At 73.4% G+C, this 19,708-nt stretch carries 13 protein-coding genes and 1 other RNA gene; 13 read left to right on the top strand and 1 reads right to left on the bottom strand.

Annotated elements, in window-relative coordinates; genetic code table 11:
* Positions 1 to 510 precede the first annotated feature (510 nt).
* From AC3ERT_RS18455 to AC3ERT_RS18440, 4 genes are all read left to right on the top strand, one after another.
* A complete protein-coding gene (locus AC3ERT_RS18455; RefSeq protein ID WP_335977670.1) occupies positions 511 to 2,151 on the top strand; it encodes a serine/threonine-protein kinase in 1,641 nt (546 codons plus the stop codon).
* A 253-nt stretch (positions 2,152 to 2,404) separates the two neighbouring features.
* The gene (locus AC3ERT_RS18450) at positions 2,405 to 4,804 is read left to right on the top strand and encodes a protein kinase domain-containing protein (RefSeq protein ID WP_488180740.1); all 2,400 of its coding nucleotides are present in this window, start codon (positions 2,405 to 2,407) and stop codon (positions 4,802 to 4,804) included.
* A gap of 162 nt (positions 4,805 to 4,966) precedes the next feature.
* On the top strand, positions 4,967 to 6,085 hold the full coding sequence (gene prfB / locus AC3ERT_RS18445; protein WP_435131790.1) for a peptide chain release factor 2: 1,119 nt from the start codon (positions 4,967 to 4,969) through the stop codon (positions 6,083 to 6,085).
* Positions 6,086 to 6,361: 276 nt separating this feature from the next.
* The gene (locus AC3ERT_RS18440; RefSeq protein WP_435175398.1) at positions 6,362 to 7,297 is read left to right on the top strand and encodes a hypothetical protein; all 936 of its coding nucleotides are present in this window, start codon (positions 6,362 to 6,364) and stop codon (positions 7,295 to 7,297) included.
* A gap of 111 nt (positions 7,298 to 7,408) precedes the next feature.
* Here the strand turns inward: AC3ERT_RS18440 and AC3ERT_RS18435 are convergent, their stop codons facing one another.
* On the bottom strand, positions 7,409 to 7,600 hold the full coding sequence (locus AC3ERT_RS18435; RefSeq protein WP_335977676.1) for a hypothetical protein: 192 nt from the start codon (positions 7,598 to 7,600) through the stop codon (positions 7,409 to 7,411).
* 357 nt (positions 7,601 to 7,957) lie between these two features.
* On the opposite strand from AC3ERT_RS18435, the gene ftsE reads away from it, so the two are divergent.
* The 9 genes from ftsE to AC3ERT_RS18390 all read left to right on the top strand — a co-directional run bounded on the left by ftsE (position 7,958) and on the right by AC3ERT_RS18390 (position 19,565).
* Entirely contained in the window at positions 7,958 to 8,647 is a 690-nt protein-coding gene (gene ftsE, locus AC3ERT_RS18430; RefSeq protein WP_335977679.1) for a cell division ATP-binding protein FtsE, read from the top strand.
* Between the two features lie 50 nt (positions 8,648 to 8,697).
* Entirely contained in the window at positions 8,698 to 9,618 is a 921-nt protein-coding gene (gene ftsX / locus AC3ERT_RS18425) for a permease-like cell division protein FtsX (RefSeq protein ID WP_335977682.1), read from the top strand.
* A 222-nt stretch (positions 9,619 to 9,840) separates the two neighbouring features.
* Positions 9,841 to 11,136, top strand: coding sequence for a S41 family peptidase (locus tag AC3ERT_RS18420; RefSeq protein WP_435175396.1), 1,296 nt, complete (start codon positions 9,841 to 9,843; stop codon positions 11,134 to 11,136).
* Positions 11,137 to 11,154: 18 nt separating this feature from the next.
* Positions 11,155 to 11,634, top strand: a complete 480-nt coding sequence (gene smpB, locus AC3ERT_RS18415; protein ID WP_335977688.1) for an SsrA-binding protein SmpB — start codon at positions 11,155 to 11,157, stop codon at positions 11,632 to 11,634.
* A gap of 117 nt (positions 11,635 to 11,751) precedes the next feature.
* Positions 11,752 to 12,138: a transfer-messenger RNA gene (gene ssrA, locus AC3ERT_RS18410) on the top strand.
* A gap of 237 nt (positions 12,139 to 12,375) precedes the next feature.
* Entirely contained in the window at positions 12,376 to 13,740 is a 1,365-nt protein-coding gene (locus AC3ERT_RS18405; protein WP_435131799.1) for a nitrate/nitrite transporter, read from the top strand.
* A 178-nt stretch (positions 13,741 to 13,918) separates the two neighbouring features.
* The gene (locus tag AC3ERT_RS18400) at positions 13,919 to 15,088 is read left to right on the top strand and encodes a uroporphyrinogen-III synthase (protein ID WP_335977694.1); all 1,170 of its coding nucleotides are present in this window, start codon (positions 13,919 to 13,921) and stop codon (positions 15,086 to 15,088) included.
* A 286-nt stretch (positions 15,089 to 15,374) separates the two neighbouring features.
* The gene (locus AC3ERT_RS18395; protein WP_435175394.1) at positions 15,375 to 17,684 is read left to right on the top strand and encodes a HelD family protein; all 2,310 of its coding nucleotides are present in this window, start codon (positions 15,375 to 15,377) and stop codon (positions 17,682 to 17,684) included.
* A gap of 438 nt (positions 17,685 to 18,122) precedes the next feature.
* Positions 18,123 to 19,565, top strand: a complete 1,443-nt coding sequence (locus AC3ERT_RS18390) for an NAD-dependent malic enzyme (protein ID WP_335977698.1) — start codon at positions 18,123 to 18,125, stop codon at positions 19,563 to 19,565.
* Positions 19,566 to 19,708: the final 143 nt, after the last annotated feature.

Below are 19,708 nucleotides of genomic sequence, written 5' to 3'. Positions count from 1 at the left end.
CCCGCGCCCCCGTCCGGGAACGTCCTCCCCCGGCGCGGGGCGGGCCGCGACCCGACACCTACGAGTCACTGCGTGCGGCTGCTACTGACTTGGCCGCGCGGCGACTTGACCCATGCATCCTCCCACCCCCTGTGCCGGGCCCGCACCGCCCCTCCGCGCCTCGCGGTGCCCCGTGGCCGCGCGCCGGCTTCCCGCCACGGGGGTGCCTGCCGGTTCCCGGCCGCGGGCCGGTCGGTGGCCGGTCGCGCAGTTCCCCGCGCGCCTGGGTCGGTGGTTCTTGCGGTGGGTGTTCGGCTGCGGGTGCCTGGGTGCCTGGGTGCCTGGGTGGCTTGGGGCGCGGTTTCCCGCGCCCCCCTGCGTACGTGCGGGTGCTGCGCAGCGCACAGCGTTCGGAGGCAACCGGGGGAGCTGGGGTGGCGTCTGGAAGGGAATCCGGCACCGTGGGGCGGCAGGCTCTACGCTGGGCCGGAGCCGGGAAGACGAAGGACCATCACGCAGGGAGCGCATGACGTGCGGCCGGTAGGCAGCAAATACCTCCTGGAGGAGCCGCTCGGACGGGGCGCCACGGGGACCGTCTGGCGTGCCCGGGTGCGCGACGACGAGGGTACGCAGGTGGCGGTCAAGGTCCTCAAGGAGGAGCTGGCCGGGGACCCGGACGTGGTGATGCGCTTCCTGCGCGAGCGCTCCGCCCTGCTCAGGCTCCGCCACCCGCACATCGTGCGGGTCCGCGACCTTGTCGTGGAGGGCGACCTGCTCGCCCTGGTCATGGACCTGATCGACGGCCCGGACCTGCACCGCTACCTGCGGGAGAACGGCCCGTTCAGCCCGATCGGCACCGCCCTGCTGACCGCGGCCGTCGCGGACGCGCTGGCCGCCAGCCACGCGGACGGCATCGTGCACCGCGACCTGAAGCCCGCCAACGTGCTACTCGCCACCGCCACCGGCGAGGACGGCGCCGAGACGATGCACCCGATGCTCACCGACTTCGGCATCGCCCGGCTGGCCGACTCCCCGGGGGTGACCCGCACCGAGGAGTTCGTGGGCACCCCGGCGTACGTCGCGCCGGAGTCCGCGCAGGGCCGCCCGCAGACCTCGGCGGTCGACGTGTACGGCGCCGGCGTGCTGATGTACGAGCTGGTCACCGGGCACGCCCCGTTCCGCGGCGAGTCCGCGCTGGAGGTGCTGCGCGCCCACATGGCCGACCAGCCCGAGCGGCCCCGCACCGTACCGGAGCCGCTGTGGACGGTCATCGAGCGCTGCCTCCGCAAGGACCCCGCGCAGCGGCCCAGCGCGGAGAACCTGGCGCGCGCGCTGCGGGTGGTCGCCGCGGGCGTGGGCGTGCACGCCAGCCCGGCGCAGGCCGAGGCCGCGCTCGGGGTGGGCGCGCTGCTCGGGCCGGACGTCGACCCCGCGCCGGTGCCGGGCACCGGCGACGCCGAGCCCACCCAGGTGCTGCCGGCCGGCAGCGCGGCCTACGACCCGAACGCCACGACCGGCGTGCTCCCCTCGGACCGCTTCCAGGGCGCGGTGACCGCCGCCGACGCCGCGAACGCCGCCGACGGCACCCGGGTGCTGCCCACCGCCGAGGCGCAGGGCCCGCCGCAGGCCCAGGGCCCGCACCCGTGGGAGTCCCAGCTCAACGCCGCCCGGCACCGCAACGAGCAGACCGAGGTCAGCCGGGTCCCCCCGGAGATGGACCCGCTCTACCGCCGCCCGGTCCGCCGCGCCCAGCCGCAGCAGCCGCCCGCGCAGCCGCCGCAGCAGTACGACGGCGGCCGGCCGTATCCGCGGCAGCAGCCCCCGCAGTCCCCGCAGCCCCAGCAGCAGCGCTACCAGCCGCCGCCGCAGAACTACGAGCCCCAGCGGTACGAACCGCAGCGCCCGCCGGCCGCCGCGCCGCGCGAGCCGCGGCAGCCGCGGCGCAGCGCCAACCCGATGAAGATCCCGGGCCTGGGCTGCCTGAAGGGCTGCCTGATGGTGATCCTGGTGCTGGTGGTCATCTTCGTCGTGGTCTGGTACACGACCCCGCTGCCGGACTGGGTGAACAGCACCCGCAACCTGTGGGACGCGACGTCGAGCTGGGTGCACAGCGCCTGGGACAAGGTCGCCGCGATCACCGGTGACTCCGGCGGCGGCTCGGGCAGCAACTGACACGGCGGCCGATGCCGCGTCAGGTGGCCGTACACCCCGATATGCGGGCCGGGTTGGGGATTTGTCGACTTCCAGAGGGTGATTTCTCCGGCAGAACGGTTCCTCACTGCCCGGGGGCGTCCCGAACTGCCGCCGAGCCGCGTAGCTTTGTCGCCAACACGAGCCATCACGCGGTGCCGCACGGCGTCCCGGCCCCACCTGACGCCCTCGGCGGGCGGCGCCGCGACGGACCGTCGGAGGAGTCGGAGCAGTCTTGGCCAGGAAGATCGGCAGCCGGTACACCGCCCACCAGGTGCTGGGGCGCGGTTCGGCGGGCACCGTGTGGCTCGGCGAGGGTCCCGAGGGCCCGGTCGCCATCAAGCTGCTGCGCGAGGACCTCGCCTCCGACCAGGACCTGGTGGGCCGCTTCGTGCAGGAGCGCACCGCGCTGCTGTCGCTGGACGACCCGCACATCGTCGGCATCCGCGACCTCGTGGTCGACGGCACCGACCTCGCGCTGGTGATGGACCTGGTACGCGGCACCGACCTGCGCTCCCGGCTGGAGCGCGAGCGCCGGATGCTGCCCGAGGCGGCCGTGGCGATCGCCGCCGACGTCGCCGACGGCCTGGCTGCCGCCCACGCCGGCGGCGTGGTGCACCGCGACGTCAAGCCCGAGAACGTACTGCTCGACTCGGCCGCGGCGGCCGGCCCCGGCGGCGCCCCGCCCGCGCTGCTCACCGACTTCGGCATCGCCCGCCTCGTGGACACCCCGCGCCGCACCCGCGCGACCCGGATCATCGGCACCCCCGACTACCTCGCCCCCGAGATCATCGAGGGCCTGCCGCCGCGCGCCTCCGTGGACATCTACGCCCTGGCCACGGTGCTCTACGAACTCCTCGCCGGCTTCACGCCGTTCGGCGGCGGCCACCCCGGCGCCGTGCTGCGCCGGCACGTCACCGAGGCCGTACAGCCGCTGCCCGGGCTGGTCCCGGAGCTGTGGCAGATCCTCGCGCAGTGCCTGGCCAAGGCCCCCGCGTCCCGGCTGAAGGCGGGGGAGCTCGCCGAGCGGCTGCGGGAGCTGCTGCCGGAGCTGGCCGGGCTGCCCGCGCTGGACGTGGCCGCGCCCGGCGCCGGCGGCGAGCCGGAGCCCGCGGGCGGGGTGTACGACGACGCCGACGAGCCCGCCGGTTTCGGCGCCGACCGCGAACCGGCACGGCCCGCGGCGGGCACCGGCGACCGCAGGCGCGGCGCGGTGCCGTTGGTGCGCGGTGCCGCCCCGGACTCCAGCCGCGACACCCACACCAGCATCAAGCTGCCCACCGCCGAGGAACTGGCGGGCTTCGCCGCCGAGGCCGCGCGTACCGGCCGGGACGGGCGGCCCGAGAGACCCGGCGGCGCGGACCCGGCGGCAGGCACCGGCGGCGGGAATCCCGCCGGGAAGTCCGCCGGCAAGGACACCTCCCGGGGCCGCGCCTCCGCCCCCGACCGCCCCGCCAGCCCCCGCCACCGCTCGGTCTCCGACGCCGTGCGCCAGCGGCGGATCAAGTTGGCCGCGGCCGCCGCGGCCGCGCTCGCCGTCGCCGGGCTGGGCGGCTGGGGCATCGCCTCCGCCGGGTCCCCCGACCACGGCCACTCCGGCTCCGGCGGCACCTCCCGGGACGACGAGGCCCCCTCGGCCGGTACCGGTCAGGGCACCGACCCGGCCCACGACACCAGCGCCGCCCACAGCGCCACGGCCGCCCCGACCGGGGGTGCCGACTCCCCGCAGGGCCGCACCGGCGCCCCGGTCGACCTGCCGAAGTGGTCCGCCTTCCATGACGCGCCCGCCGCCGGGGTGCCGCTCACCGGCGGCCCCCGGGTGCTCGTCGAGGGCGGCCACACCTACGTCTTCGCCCGCGGCACCGACAAGAACATCTGGTACGTGGTGCGGGACGGCTCGGGCTACGGCCCGTGGCACAAGCTCACCGGGATCAGCGTCCAGGCCGACCCGGCCGTGGTGTCCGCGAAGTCCGGGTCGGTCGACCTGTTCGCGCTGGGCACCGACGGCCTGCTCTACCGCCGCACCCTGACCGGCGGCTACTGGCAGCCCTGGCTCCAGGTCGACGAGCGCACCCACTTCGACGCGGCGCCCGCGGCGGCCTCCTCCGCGCCCGGCCGGATCGACCTGGTGGGCCGGGTCGGCGGCGACCTGGTGACCGCCTCGCTGGTCGACGGCCGCTGGAACGCCTGGGCCGCGGTGCCCACCCCGGGCCGGATCAAGGACGCGCCCGCGCTGGTCTCCACCGGCCGCGGCACCCTGGACGCCTTCGTCGTACGCAAGGCGGACAACGCGGTGCTGCGGCTGCCGTTCTCCGACGGCGCCTGGCGGACCGCGGTGGTGATCGGCTCGGTCGAGGGCAGCTCCCGGGTCGAGGCGCTGCCCGACGGCGACCACCTGTACGTCTTCTCCGGCGGCCTCGTCACCGACGCGGCGGACTCGGCGGACCCGGCAGACCCGGCGGACACGGCCGACACCGCCGGCAACCGCAGCACGGACAGCACCGCGGCGGCCGGCGGCCTGGCCCGGCCCGAGGGCGCGATCGGCCCGGTCGGCGCCGGCGCCTCCGCCCACACGCTGGAGGTCTACCTGCTGACGGCCAAGGGCCGCCTGACCCGTGCGACGGCCGCCGCGTGAGCGCCACCCGACGAAGCCGGCGCGGCGGCGGCCGCCCCACCACCTGCCCCGCCTGCCGCCCCACCTGCCCCCGTGGCCGCCCGGTCGGCCGTGCGAGCCGCTCCGAAGCCGCGGTACGACCGAAAACCGCCCATCACCCGACCAGCCGGTAGGCTTGACCCCGTGGCGATCGTCGACGTTTCCGAAGAACTGAAGTCCCTCTCCTCCACCATGGGGTCGATCGAGGCCGTGCTCGACCTCGACCGGATGCGGGGCGACATCGCCGCGCTCGAGGAGCAGGCCGCGGCCCCGTCCCTGTGGGACGACCCGGAGAACGCGCAGAAGGTGACCAGCCGCCTGTCGCACCTCCAGGCCGAGCTGCGCAAGACCGAGACGCTCCGCGGCCGGATCGACGACCTCGCGGTGCTCTTCGAGCTGGCCGAGGCCGAGGACGACGCTGACACCCGCGCCGAGGCCGAGGCCGAGATGGAGCAGGTCCGCAAGGCGCTGGACGAGATGGAGGTCCGCACCCTGCTCTCCGGCGAGTACGACGCCCGCGAGGCGCTGGTCAACATCCGCGCCGAGGCCGGCGGGGTGGACGCCGCGGACTTCGCCGAGCAGCTCCAGCGGATGTACCTGCGCTGGGCCGAGCGGCACGGCTACCCGACCGAGATCTACGAGACGTCGTACGCGGAGGAGGCCGGCATCAAGTCGACCACCTTCACCGTCAAGGCGCCGTACGCCTACGGCACCCTGTCCGTCGAGCAGGGCACCCACCGCATGGTGCGGATCTCGCCGTTCGACAACCAGGGCCGCCGCCAGACGTCGTTCGCCGGTGTCGAGGTGCTGCCCGTCGTCGAGCAGTCCGACCACGTGGAGATCGACGAGTCTGAGCTGCGCGTCGACGTCTACCGCGCGTCCGGGCCCGGCGGCCAGGGCGTCAACACCACCGACTCCGCGGTCCGCATCACCCACCTGCCGACCGGCATCGTGGTCTCCTGCCAGAACGAGCGCTCGCAGATCCAGAACAAGGCGAGCGCGATGAACGTCCTCCAGGCCAAGCTGCTGGAACGGCGCCGTCAGGAGGAGCAGGCCCTGATGGACTCGCTCGGCAAGAGCGACGGCGGCAACTCCTGGGGCAACCAGATGCGTTCGTACGTCCTGCACCCCTACCAGATGGTGAAGGACCTGCGCACCGAGCACGAGGTCGGCAACCCGCAGGGCGTGCTCGACGGGGACATCGACGGCTTCATCGAGGCGGGCATCCGCTGGCGCAAGTCCCGCGAGAAGGCCGACGCGTAGGACGGCCGGCGCCGCCGCGCAACCGCCCGGTGCACGGCGGCAGTTGCGGCGCCGTTGTCACAGTGCTGTACAGAAGTGACGGTCACAGCCGGGCAATTCGCCCAAGGCGTGCGTAACGACCTTGACGGTGCTGGGCAAAGTCGCAAGGGTGTTGCGCGGCATGCGCATGTTTATGTGGTGTGAGCGTTTGGGGGCGGGCGCATCCGGGCCCCAGTGGCACCGCACTCCGCATGGCGGCGCATCCCTAAGCAGACATCTGATGGGGGTACTTGAGACATGACCAAGCGCAACACACGGCTGCGCGTCACTCGCATCGCCGCGGCCGCTGTCATCGCGGCGGGCGCCTCGCTGACGGCGGTGGGTGCTGCTCAGGCGGCGTCCCAGCCGAGCAGCACCTCGTCCGTGAAGCCGGCGTCGGCGCTGGATCTCATCGGGGGCATCACCAGCGGGGTGACCGAGGGCGCCTCCGGCGGTGACAGCACCACGGGCGGTGGCGACAACGGCACCGGCGGTGACACGACCACGACCGGTGGCGACAGCAGCACCGGTGGTGACAGCACCACGGGCGGCGGCGACAGCAGCACCGGTGGTGACACGACCACGATCGGTGGCCTCGCCTCCATCGGCGGCGACGACAGCACCGGCGGTGACAGCACGACGACCGGTGGAGACGACAGCACCGGTGGCGACAGCACGACGACCGGTGGCGACAACGGCACCGGTGGCGACAGCACGACGACCGGTGGCGACAACGGCACCGGCGGTGACACGACCACGACCGGTGGCGACAACGGCACCGGCGGTGGCAACGGCACCTCGGGTGGCGACACCACGACGACCGGCGGCGACAGCGGCTCGGGCGGTTCCTCGTCCACCGGCGGCGGCTCCTCCACGTCCGGCGGTTCGTCCAGCACGGGCGGCTCCTCGTCCACCGGTGGCGGCTCCTCCACCTCCGGCGGCTCGTCCACCTCGGGCGGCAACGACAACACCTGCACCCTGTCCGGTGACAGCGTCGACTGCGGCAACAACGCCAGCACCGACAACCAGCAGGTCCAGCAGGGCAAGACCACCTCGCAGCTGGCCGAGACCGGCTCCAGCGGCACCACCTTCATGATCATCGGCGCCGCGACCCTGATCGCGGGCGGGATCGGCTTCCGCCTCACCCCGCGCCTGGTCAACCGCGGCGGCGGCGACGGCGCCGCGGCGGCCTGACCGCTGTAGCAGCGCGAAAAGCACGAAAAAGCATAAACAGCACCAAAAAGGCGGGCCCGGAGCGCACACCAGCGCTCCGGGCCCGCCTGTCGTCTCCGGGCTTCGTACGTATTACGCGGTGGCGTGCTCCACGACGAGGACCACCGCCAGCAGCGCCACCAGGACGGCTATCAGTGTGGCGGGGGATATCGTCGACCAACCGCCCTGCTGCTCCATGCGCGCGCGGTTCGCGCGGCAGACCGGGCAGCGCCCCTCGCTCACGGGGCCGGCGCAGTTGGCACACACCAGTCGGTCGAACGTCATCGCGCTCTCCTTTTCCGTCCGGTGAACGCCCCCGGTCTGGAAATCGTTCCCTGGGCTCGACGCGTCTACTCCGTGCCCGCCGCGCGGTTCCGGCGGCCGGTGCCGCGCTCCGTCGCTGACGTGCACACCTTCTACTGTGCCAGGTTCGGCCGGGAAGAGCGCCCCGAGGCCGGTCCGCCGGCGATGGAAGCGCGGTGCGGAAGGGTCCAATGACGGCTTTGTCCGGGAGTGCCCTGTGGCCCGGGCCACCAACCACTCACCGCGACTGCGCGCGCGTCGCCAGGTCGCGTAGTGTCGCCCCCACATCCCCTATCCGGCCCTACCCCAAACCCCGATCCCGCAACCCCTGGTGCCAACGTGATCCGTTTCGACAACGTCACCAAGACCTATCCCAAGCAGAACCGCCCCGCCCTGCGGGACGTGTCGCTGGAGATCGAGAAAGGGGAGTTCGTCTTCCTGGTGGGCTCGTCCGGCTCCGGGAAGTCGACCTTCCTGCGTCTCATCCTCCGCGAGGAGCGCACCGACACCGGCATGGTGCACGTGCTGGGCAAGGACCTCAACCGGCTCTCGAACTGGAAGGTCCCGCAGATGCGGCGCCAACTCGGCACCGTCTTCCAGGACTTCCGGCTGCTGCCGAACAAGACCGTCGCCGAGAACGTGGCGTTCGCGCTGGAGGTCATCGGCAAGCCGCGCGGCACCATCCGCAAGACCGTGCCCGAGGTGCTCGACCTGGTCGGCCTGGCCGGCAAGGACGACCGGATGCCCGGCGAGCTGTCCGGTGGTGAGCAGCAGCGCGTGGCGATCGCCCGCGCCTTCGTCAACCGTCCGATGCTCCTGATCGCGGACGAGCCGACCGGAAACCTCGACCCGCAGACGTCGGTGGGCATCATGCGGCTGCTGGACCGGATCAACCGGACCGGCACCACCGTGGTGATGGCCACCCACGACCAGAACATCGTCGACCAGATGCGCAAGCGCGTCATCGAACTCGAGAAGGGGCGACTGGTCCGCGACCAGTCGCGCGGTGTGTACGGCTACCAGCACTGACTGCGGCCGCCCGCTCACACACCAACCCTCCGGAAGGAACCCCGACCCTCATGCGTGTCCAGTTCGTTCTGTCGGAGATCGGCGTCGGTCTCCGCCGGAACCTCACGATGACTCTTGCCGTCGTCATCTCCGTGGCCCTCTCGCTCGCCCTCACCGGCGGTGCCCTGCTGGTGAACAAGCAGGTCGACGCGATGAAGGGCTACTGGTACGACAAGGTCGAGGTGAGCGTCTACCTCTGCAACAAGAACGACGCGGCCACCACGCCCAACTGCGCCTCGGGCCCGGTGACCGACGACCAGAAGGCCCAGATCCTCGCGGACCTGAAGAAGCTGCCGGTCGTCAAGAAGATCTACTACGAGTCGGCCGAGGGCGCGTACAAGCACTACAAGGAGCAGTTCAAGTCCAACAAGCAGCTCGCCGACTCCATCACGCCGGACCAGATGGAGCAGAGCTACCAGGTCAAGCTGAAGGACCCGACGAAGTTCGAGGTGGTGGCGAGCGCCTTCAACGGGCGCAAGGGCGTGCAGTCCGTGGAGGACCAGCGCAAGGTGTTGCAGAACCTCTTCGACCTGCTCAACGGCATGACCCGGGTCGCGTACGTGGTGCTGGCGTTCATGCTCACCGTGGCCATGCTGCTGATCATCAACACCGTGCGGGTGTCCGCCTTCTCCCGGCGCCGGGAGACGGGGATCATGCGGCTGGTGGGCGCGTCGAGCTTCTACATCCAGATGCCGTTCATCATGGAGGCCGCCTTCGCGGGGCTGGTCGGCGCGGGACTGGCGTGCGTGATGCTGCTCGGCGGGCGGTACTTCCTGATCGACGCGGGCCTCAGACTCCAGGACAAGATCCCGCTGGTGTCGTTCATCGGCTGGGGCCCGGTGGTGCAGGTGCTCCCGCTGGTGCTGGTGATCGGCGTGGCCATGCCGGCGCTCGCGGCGTTCATCGCCCTGCGCCGCTACCTGAGGGTCTGACAGCCCGCCGAGGCTCCTGGCCGGTCGGTGTTGAACGAGGCGGGGCGGCGCCCCGGGACCTGGTCCGTACGCGGGCCGGTGCTCCCGGGGCGCCGACCCGCTTACGGCCTTCGTACGGCCCGCGTCGGGCCGATGCGCGCATCCCGGAGGTTGCGGTGCGCCCCGGCCGGGTGTAGCCGCAACTCCCCCTGCCGGCGCGGGTTCTGCCCTAGACTTCCGGCCATGTCCGGCCCGTCGCTGTTCGGGACGCCCCGCCGCTGGCGCCGCGGGGCCACCTTGACGTTGATGTGCGGTGCGATGCTCGCCACCGGCGCGGCCGCGAGCGGTCTCACCGGGGTCGACACCTCCGCCCGCAGGAACGGGCAGCTGGTGGCCGCGGCCCCGGCCGGTGCCGCGCCGACCGCCGCCGGCCCGTCCGCGGGCCCGGCCCCGGGCGGCGCCACCGCGTCCGCCACCCCGGGCGGCGCCGCCGACGACGGCCGCGACGGCGGCGGCGCCCCGGCCGGCACCGGCACGACCCCCGCGGCGGGCGACCGCACCGGACGGGCGGCCGCCCCGGGCACCACCGGGCCGGACGCCGCCCAGAAACTCGTCAGCCGCAGCGGCGACCGCTGGTCCACCTCCTACACCGCCCAGGAGTACGCCGGATTCCAGCAGGCCCTGGCGGGCCGCTACGTCGGCACCGGTGTCTCGGTGCGCCGGATCGACGGCGGCCGCATCCAGATCGCCGGGGTCCAGCCGGGCAGCCCCGCCGACCGGGCCGGGCTGCGCGGCGGCGACGTGCTCGCCGCGATCGGCGGCACCCGATGTACCGGCCTGCCCGTCACCGAGGTCGTCGCGGACCTGCGCGGCGACAACGTGCCGGGCAGCCGCGTCACGCTCGACGTCGAACGCGGTGCCCGTGACTGGACGGTCGCGGTGCACCGCGCCACGCTGGCCACCGACTCGGTCACCGTCACCCGGCAGCAGGACGGCCCGACCGTGATCGCGGTGGACGCCTTCACCAAGGGCGTCGGCGCGCAGGTCGCCGCCGCGGTCCGGGACGCCGCCGCCCGCGGCGAGGGCGTCCTGCTCGACCTGCGCGGCAACTCCGGCGGCCTGGTCGCCGAGGCGGTCGCCACCGCGTCGGCCTTCCTGGACGGCGGCCTCGTCGCCACCTACGACGTGCACGGACAGCAGCAGGCGCTCTACGCGGCGGACGGCGGCGACACCTCGGTGCCGCTGGTCGTCCTGGTCGACGGCGGCACCATGAGCGCGGCCGAGATGCTGTCCGGCGCGCTCCAGGACCGGGGCCGCGCGGTCGTCATCGGCTCGCGCACCTTCGGCAAGGGCTCGGTCCAGATGCCCACCACCCTCGCGGACGGCTCGGTGGCCGAACTGACCGTGGGCCACTACCGGTTGCCGGACGGCCGTACGGTCGAGGGCACCGGCATCACCCCCGACGTCGTGGTCGCCGGCGGCCAGGACCCGGTGGCCGCGAGCCGCGAGGTATTCGCTGGCCTCGGAGCCCCCTCGTAGTGGGAGAATGGCCCGGCTATGGCTAAAGAGACGGGTCGCAAGATCATCGCGCAGAACAAGAAGGCGCGGCACGACTACCTCATCCTCGACACGTACGAGGCGGGGCTGGTGCTCACCGGCACCGAGGTGAAGTCGCTGCGGCTGGGCCGCGCGTCGCTGGTGGACGGCTTCGCGCAGTTGGAGGGCGGCGAGGCGTACCTCTACAACGTGCACATCCCCGAGTACACGCAGGGCACCTGGACGAACCACGCCGCGCGCCGCAAGCGGAAGATGCTGCTGCACCGCGCGGAGATCGACAAGCTCGACCAGAAGTCCCAGGAGACCGGGCACACCGTGATCCCGCTGGCGCTGTACTTCAAGGACGGCCGGGTGAAGGTCGAGATCGCCCTCGCCAAGGGCAAGAAGGAGTACGACAAGCGGCAGACGCTGCGGGAGAAGCAGGACCGGCGCGAGACCGACCGCGCGATCTCCGCGGCGCGCCGCCGCCAGCGCGGCTGAGCCGCGGCGCGCGGGAATACGGTGGCTCCCTGGCCGGTTGTGGCACTACACTGGTGCACGCAGGGCCAGCAGTACCGACCGCCGGGAAACCGGCGGTGCACCTTGACAACACCACATGGGGATGATCGGTTTCGACTGGGGATGTCGAAGCAGGGGAAGCGAGCCGAGGAAGCGGCAATGATCTCGTTAACCATATGCCGAAACCAATAATCGCCAATTCCAAGCGCGATTCCTCCGCCTTCGCTCTCGCTGCCTAATTAGCAGCTAGCGAAGACTCCGCGGAGTGTCAGCCCGGGGATGTTCCCGACCCGGACCCTGGCATCATTCAGGGGACTCAACCGCCGAGCCCGGCCACGGGGCACGGCGGGAAACCTCACAGTGGCTGGGCCCGTCGGCGGCTTGTCCGCGTGACTGCCGGGGCCGAGAAAAGCACAGCGGACTGCGCTCGGAGAAGCCCTGGTTCCGCACCACAGGACGCGGGTTCGATTCCCGCCATCTCCACCATCTCCACTGAACACGACAGGCGAGGTGTGCCCGCGAACAGCGCGGGCGCGCCTCGCCTGTCGTCGTTTGCTATCGCCTGCCGCCGGGCCGTGCCTCCCCGCTCGGCTCACATCCGGCCCGGGGCGCGGGTGAGTGGGTGGTTGCGCGCGCGTCACGCCGGGGTCGGGGCACCCGAAACCCGGGGTTCGTAGCGTCGCCTTGTCAGTGCGGCAGGCGGCTACGGCGGGAGGCGGCGTGATGGGCCGGTGGATCGAGCAGTGGGACCCCGAGGACGAGAGGTTCTGGCAGGAGGGCGGCGGGCGGCAGGTGGCCCGGCGGAACCTGGCGTACTCCGTGCTGTCGGAGCACATCGGGTTCTCGGTGTGGAGCCTGTGGTCGGTGATGGTGCTGTTCATGGGGCCTGCCTACGGGGTGGACCCGGGCGGCAAGTTCTTCCTGGTGGCGCTGCCGACGCTGGTCGGCGGGGTGCTGCGGGTGCCGTACACGTTCGCGGTGGCGGTGTTCGGGGGCCGCAACTGGACGGTGGTGAGCGCGTCGCTGCTGCTGGTGCCGACGGTGGCCGCGGCGTTCGTGGTCAAGCCCGGGGTGTCGTATTCGACGCTGATGGTGGTGGCGGCGCTGACCGGCGTCGGCGGGGGGAACTTCGCCTCGTCGATGACGAACATCAACTCCTTCTACCCGCTGCGGGAGAAGGGCTACGCGCTCGGGCTGAACGCGGGCGGCGGCAACCTCGGGGTGGCGGCGATCCAGCTCGTCGGGCTACTGGTGATCGGCACCGCCGGGGCGGGGCACCCGCGAGTGGTGCTGGCGGTCTACATCCCGCTGATCGTGGTCGCGGCGGTGCTGGCCGCGCTGTTCATGGACAACCTCGCCCCGGTGCGCAATGACACCGGGGCCGCGCTGGACGCCGCCCGCGACCCGCACACGTGGATCATGTCGCTGCTGTACGTGGGCACCTTCGGGTCGTTCATCGGCTACAGCTTCGCCTTCGGCCTGGTGCTCCAGAACCAGTTCGGGCGCACCCCGTTGCAGGCGGCGTACCTGACCTTCATCGGGCCGCTGCTCGGCTCGCTGGTCCGCCCGGTCGGCGGGCGGCTGGCGGACAGGTTCGGCGGCGGCCGGATCACCTGGTGGAACTTCCTGGCGATGGCGGCGGCGACCGGTGTGGTGGTGGCCGCGTCGGAGGCGAAGTCGCTGGGGACGTTCCTGGTCGGCTTCATCGCGCTGTTCGTGCTCAGCGGACTCGGCAACGGGTCGTCGTACAAGATGATCCCGGGGATCTTCCAGAAGAAGGCCGAGGCCCGCGGGCTGACCGGGGAGGAGGCCGCGGCGTACGGGCGTCGGCTGTCCGGCGCGTCCATGGGGCTGATCGGCGCGGTCGGCGCGCTGGGCGGGGTCGGCATCAACCTCGCCTTCCGGGAGGCGTTCCTGAACGCGGGCAGCGGCACGCCCGCTTTCGTGGCGTTCCTGGGCTACTACGCTGTGTGCTTCGCGCTCACCTGGGCCGTATACCTGCGGCGGCCGGCCGCGGCGCGCGGGGGGAGCGAGGACGGCGCGGCGCAGGCGGTCCCGGCGGGGACGCAAGCGTACGCCGAGGTCTGAGCGGTGCCCGCCCGGCGGATGCCGACGCCCGTCGGGTGACACTGCACGTAACACCCGGGAAATCCCGGTGAACCGAACCCGTCACCCCGGGTTGGGAGGATGACCCTCCCGGGGCGGCGTCGCGCCGGGGCAGCGGGCCGCGGCGCGCGGACAGGTCAGGTCAGCGAGTGGAGCAGCCATGGAAGCGCATGCCGAAACCCCCGCGGGGGTGCCGCCGCTCGCCGGGTTCACGGTCGGGGTGACCGCCGCCCGCCGGGCCGACGAGCTGGCCGCGCTGCTGGAGCGGCGCGGCGCGGTGGTGCTGCGGGCCCCCAGCCTGCGGATCATGCCCCTGTCGGACGACACGGAGCTGCTGGCGACCACCAAGCGGCTGCTGGACGACGCGCCGGACGTGGTGGTCGCCACCACCGCGATCGGCTTCCGCGGCTGGATCGAGGCGGCCGACGGCTGGGGCCTGGGCGAGGCGCTGCTGCGGCGCCTGGGCGAGACCCGGCTGCTGGCCCGCGGCCCGAAGGTGCGCGGCGCGGTCCGTGCGGCCGGGCTCACCGAGGCGTGGTCGCCGGCGTCGGAGTCGATGGCCGAGGTGCTGGAACGGCTGCTGGCCGACGGCGTCGAGGGGCGGTGCGTGGCCGTCCAGCTGCACGGCGAGCCGGCCGCCGGGTTCGCCGAGGCGCTGCGGCTGGCCGGGGCGCGGGTGGTGGCGGTGCCGGTCTACCGGTGGATGCCGCCGGAGGACCTGGGGCCGGTGGACCGGCTGCTGGACGCGGTGTTCGCGGGCGGCCTCGACGCGGTGACGTTCACCTCCGCGCCCGCGGTGGCGTCGCTGCTGGACCGGGCGGAGCAGCGCGGGCAGCTGCCGGAGCTGCTGGCGGCGCTGCGCGGCCCGGTGCTGGCGGCGTGCGTGGGCCCGGTGACCGCGCTCCAGCTCCAGGAGCGGGACGTGCCGACCCGGCAGCCCGAGCGCTTCCGGCTGGGTCCGCTGGTGCAGCTGGTCGCGCGCGAGCTGCCGGCCCGGGTGGACGCGCTTCCGGTGGCCGGGCACCGCGTGGAGGTCCGCGGCCACGCGGCCGTCGTCGACGGGCGGCTGCGGCCGGTGCCGCCTGCGGGCATGGCGCTGCTGCGGGCGCTGGCGCGACGCCCGGGGTGGGTGGTCGGCCGCGGCGACCTGCTGCGGGTGCTGCCGGGCGCCGGGCGCGACGAGCACGCGGTGGAGACGGCGATGGCCCGGCTGCGTACGGCGCTGGGGGAGCCGCGGCTGGTGCAGACGGTCGTCAAGCGCGGGTACCGGCTGGCGCTCGACCCCCGTGAGGAGCCCCCCGCCGACGGGTCCGACACCAGCTGCGGCTGACCTCGCATCCATAGACCCCCCGAAGCGCCCAACCCCCGAAGCGCCAACCCCCAAAGCGCCCGCCCGAACCGGCCCCGGGCCGCTCCGGCGTACCCCGGCGCGCCCTCCTCAAGGTCCCCTTCGCCCCTTGTGCTCCCTTCGGCCCGCCGCCCCGGCGCCCCTTCGCGGTCGGGCAACCGCGCGGCCTGCGTGGCCGGGTGGGCAGCCGGGCGCAGGTCAAGTACGGTTGCAGGCTGCCCCACGCACGGACTCGCGCGGGGCGCCGCACACCAGAAGGGGGTCCTGCGTGGCAGCGCAGACCACAGCACCGGGGGTCCGGGACCAGGAGATCGCCGCGGAGCAGGCGCACCTGGACCGGGTGTACCGCCGCCTGGCGGAGAAGATCCACGAGGCCGAGTTCCTGATGGACGACGCCGCCAAGCGCGGGCAGGTCGGCACGCCCGGGGCGCTCGCCGAGCGCGACGCGCAGGTCTTCCGCGCCGGCATCCACCTCAACCGCCTGAACAACGAGTTCGAGGACTTCCTCTTCGGCCGGATCGACCTGCTGCGCGGCAAGGACGGCGTGAAGGGCGCCGACGGCGCCTACACCTCCGTCGAGCCCGCCGAGGACGCGGTCCGCGCCGACGGCACCGCGGACGTCGCCGAGACCCTGCACATCGGCCGGATCGGCGTGCTCGACGCGGAGTACGCGCCGCTGGTGATCGACTGGCGCGCGCCGGCCGCCGCGCCCTTCTACCGCTCCACGCCCGTCGCGCCCGGACGCGTGGTGCGCCGCCGGGTGATCCGCTCCAAGGGCCGCCGGGTGCTGGGCGTCGAGGACGACCTGCTGCGCCCGGAGCTGGCCACGGGCCTGCCGGTGGTCGGCGACGGCGCCTTGATGGCCGCGCTCGGCCAGGCGCGGACGCACAGCATGCGGGACATCGTCTCCAGCATCCAGGCCGAGCAGGACGTGGTGATCCGCGCCCCCGCCGCGTCGGTGACCGAGGTGTCCGGCGGTCCCGGCACCGGCAAGACCGCGGTGGCCCTGCACCGGGCGGCGTACCTGCTCTACCAGGACCGGCGCCGCTACTCCGGCGGCATCCTGTGCGTGAGCCCCACCCCGCTGCTGGTCGCCTACACCGAGGGCGTCCTGCCGTCGCTCGGCGAGGAGGGCCAGGTCGCGATCCGCGCGGTCGGCTCGCTGGTCGACGGCGTCACGGCCGACCTGTACGACGACCCGGCGGTGGCCCGCATCAAGGGCTCGCTGCGGATGCAGAAGGTGCTGCGCAACGCCGCCCGCGGCTGCCTGGAGCTGCCCGCGGGCACGGGCACGGGCAGCGGCACGGGAGCAGGTACCGGAGCGGGCGCAGGCACCGGGCCGGTCCGGCTGCGGGTGGTCGCCTTCGGCCGCCGGGTCGAGCTGGGGACCGAGGAGCTGAAGGCGGTGCGCCAGCAGGCGCTGGGCGGCACCACCCCGGTCAACCTGCTGCGCCCGCGCGCCAGGCGGCTGCTGCTGGACGCGCTGTGGCGCAAGACCGGCCGCCGCTTCGACGACCCGGACCTGGCCGCGCAGGAGCGCGCGGGCTTCGACGAGGACATCAGCACCGAGCCGGACTTCACCGACTTCCTGGATGCCTGGTGGCCGGTGCTGGAGCCGGTCCGGGTGCTTGCCGCGCTCGCCGACGACAAGCGGCTGTCGCGCTGGGCGCGCCGGGTGCTCAGCCCGCCGGAGGTGCGCCGGGTGGCGCGGTCGCTGCGCCGGGAGGGCACGTCGGTGCACGACGTGGCGCTGCTGGACGAGCTGGGCACGCTGCTGGGGCCGCCGCCCCGGGAGAAGCGCCGCGAGGCCGACCCGCTGGACCAGCTCACCGGCCTGGAGGAGCTGATGCCGCAGGCGGCCGCGGAGACCCGCAGGGAGCGGGCGGAGCGGCTGGCGCGGGAGCGCACCGAGTACGCGCACGTGATCGTGGACGAGGCGCAGGACCTGACGCCGATGCAGTGGCGGATGGTCGGGCGGCGCGGCCGCACCGCGACCTGGACGATCGTCGGCGACCCGGCGCAGAGTTCCTGGACGGACGTCGACGAGGCGGCCCGGGCCCGCGACGAGGCGCTCGGCAGCCGCCCGCGCCGCCGCTTCACCCTCACCGTCAACTACCGCAACCCCGCGGAGATCGCCGAGGTCGCCGCGACCGTGCTGGCGCTGGCGATGCCCGGCAGCCCCTCGCCGCGCGCGGTGCGCACCACCGGGATCGCGCCGCGCTACGAGGTGGCCGGCGACGACCTGGGCGCCGATGTGCGGGCAGCTGCGCGGCGGCTGCTGGCCGAGGTGGACGGCACCGTCGGTGTCGTGGTGGCGATGGACCGCCGCGCGCAGGCCCGCGGCTGGCTGGAGGGCCTGGGCGACCGCGTGGTGGCGCTGGGCAGCCTGGAGGCCAAGGGGCTGGAGTACGACGCCACGGTGGTCGTCGCGCCCGCGCAGATCGCCGAGGAGTCGCCCGCGGGGCTGCGCACGCTGTACGTGGCGCTGACCCGGGCCACGCAGCGGCTGACGGTGCTGGCGGTACCCGCGGACCTGCCGGACGAGGCGGGCGTGCCGGACCTGCTCCGGGCGGACTAGGAACGCATGTCCGGGGCCCCGACCCCGGCCTTCGACCCGGCCCCGGAAACAGGCTTCGGACCCCGGCCCCGCAAACGCCTCGGGCGCCCCCTTCACGGAGAAGGGGGCGCCCGACGGACGTCTGCGACACCGACCCGCCATGCTCGCCTCGCGGCAAGTGGGCGCTCGAAGCGCCTAAGGTTGGGCCCGGGGGCTTGGATCGAGCCGGTGCCGTACCCAGGCTAACAAACCCTGCGGCGAACCTCTTCCCGCGGGCCGGAATTGGTGGTTCGTCACTCGTCCGCCACGCGTTCTTCCGCCGCTGTGCACCCCGCGCCCGCGGCGCTCCCGTACCGCGGACGTACGATTCCCCTGCCTTCGGCGGGTTTACGTCTACCCGGCGGTAGGTGGAACGATCGCATGTGCAATCCCTCAGGCAGTAACCGGAAGAAGGTCGTCATGGCAACGGCGCCGAGCGTCTCGTACTCGATCACGGTGCGGCTGGAGGTCCCCGCCAGCGGGGGCGCGGTCGGGCGGCTGACGACGGCGGTCGAGACGTCGGGCGGGTCGGTCACCGGCCTGGACGTGACGGCCTCGGGCCACGAGAAGCTGCGGATCGACGTCACCATCGCGGCCAGCTCCACCGACCACGCCGCCGACATCGTCAGCAAGCTGCGCTCCATCGAGGGCGTGGCGATCGGCAAGGTCTCCGACCGCACCTTCCTGATGCACCTCGGCGGCAAGATCGAGATGCAGTCCAAGCACCCCATCCGCAACCGCGACGACCTGTCGATGGTCTACACGCCGGGGGTGGCCCGGGTGTGCATGGCGATCGCGGAGAACCCCGAGGACGCCCGCCGGCTGACCATCAAGCGCAACTCGGTCGCGGTGGTCACAGACGGCTCCGCGGTGCTGGGCCTGGGCAACATCGGGCCCAAGGCCGCGTTGCCGGTCATGGAGGGCAAGGCGGCGCTGTTCAAGCGGTTCGCCGGGATCGACGCCTGGCCGCTGTGCCTGGACACCCAGGACACCGACGAGATCGTGGCGATCGTCAAGGCCATCGCGCCGGGCTTCGCGGGCATCAACCTGGAGGACATCTCCGCGCCGCGCTGCTTCGAGATCGAGGCGCGGCTGCGCGAGGCGCTGGACATCCCGGTCTTCCACGACGACCAGCACGGCACCGCGATCGTGGTGCTCGCGGCGCTGACCAACGCGCTGCGCTGCGTCGGCAAGGAGATCGGCGACCTGCGGGTGGTCATGTCGGGCGCGGGTGCGGCCGGCACCGCCATCCTGAAGCTGCTGCTGGCCGCCGGGGTGAAGCACGCGGTCGTCGCCGACATCCACGGCGTGGTGCACGCCGAGCGGGACGACCTGAAGGACGTCGGTCCGGAGACCCCGCTGCGCTGGATCGCGGAGAACACCAACCCGGAGGGCGCCACCGGCACCCTCAAGGAGGCGGTGGTCGGCGCCGACGTGTTCATCGGGGTGTCCGCCCCGAACGTGCTCCAGGGCGCCGACATCGCCCGGATGGCCGAGGGCGCCATTGTCTTCGCACTTGCCAATCCCGACCCCGAGGTGGACCCGGCCGAGGCCCGCGAGACGGCCGCCGTGGTCGCCACCGGCCGCAGCGACTTCCCCAACCAGATCAACAACGTGCTGGTCTTCCCGGGCGTCTTCCGCGGCCTGCTGGACGCGCAGTCCCGCACCGTGAACACCGAGATGATGCTGGCCGCCGCACGTGCGCTGGCCTCGGTCGTCGCCGACGACGAGCTGAACCCGAACTACATCGTGCCGAGCGTCTTCAACGACAAGGTGGCCGGCGCCGTCGCCGACGCCGTGCGGGACGCCGCCCGGGCCGCCGCGCCGGAGCGCGGAAACGGATTCCCAGCGTCGAACGGCTGACGACAGCGCGTGATGCTCCTGCCCCAGCGTGGCCCTGGTGGGCCTCTCCCAGGGCTTTTTCCGCGACTCGCGCGGGCAGGCGATTGGCTTTCCCCCCATATATGGGGGCAGGATGCACACCTGGGCGGTGAGGCACACAGCAA

Source organism: Actinacidiphila sp. bgisy145, from assembly GCF_057708125.1.
The sequence above is the reverse complement of the archived record's forward strand: the minus strand, read 5'-3'. Positions and strand labels throughout refer to the sequence as shown.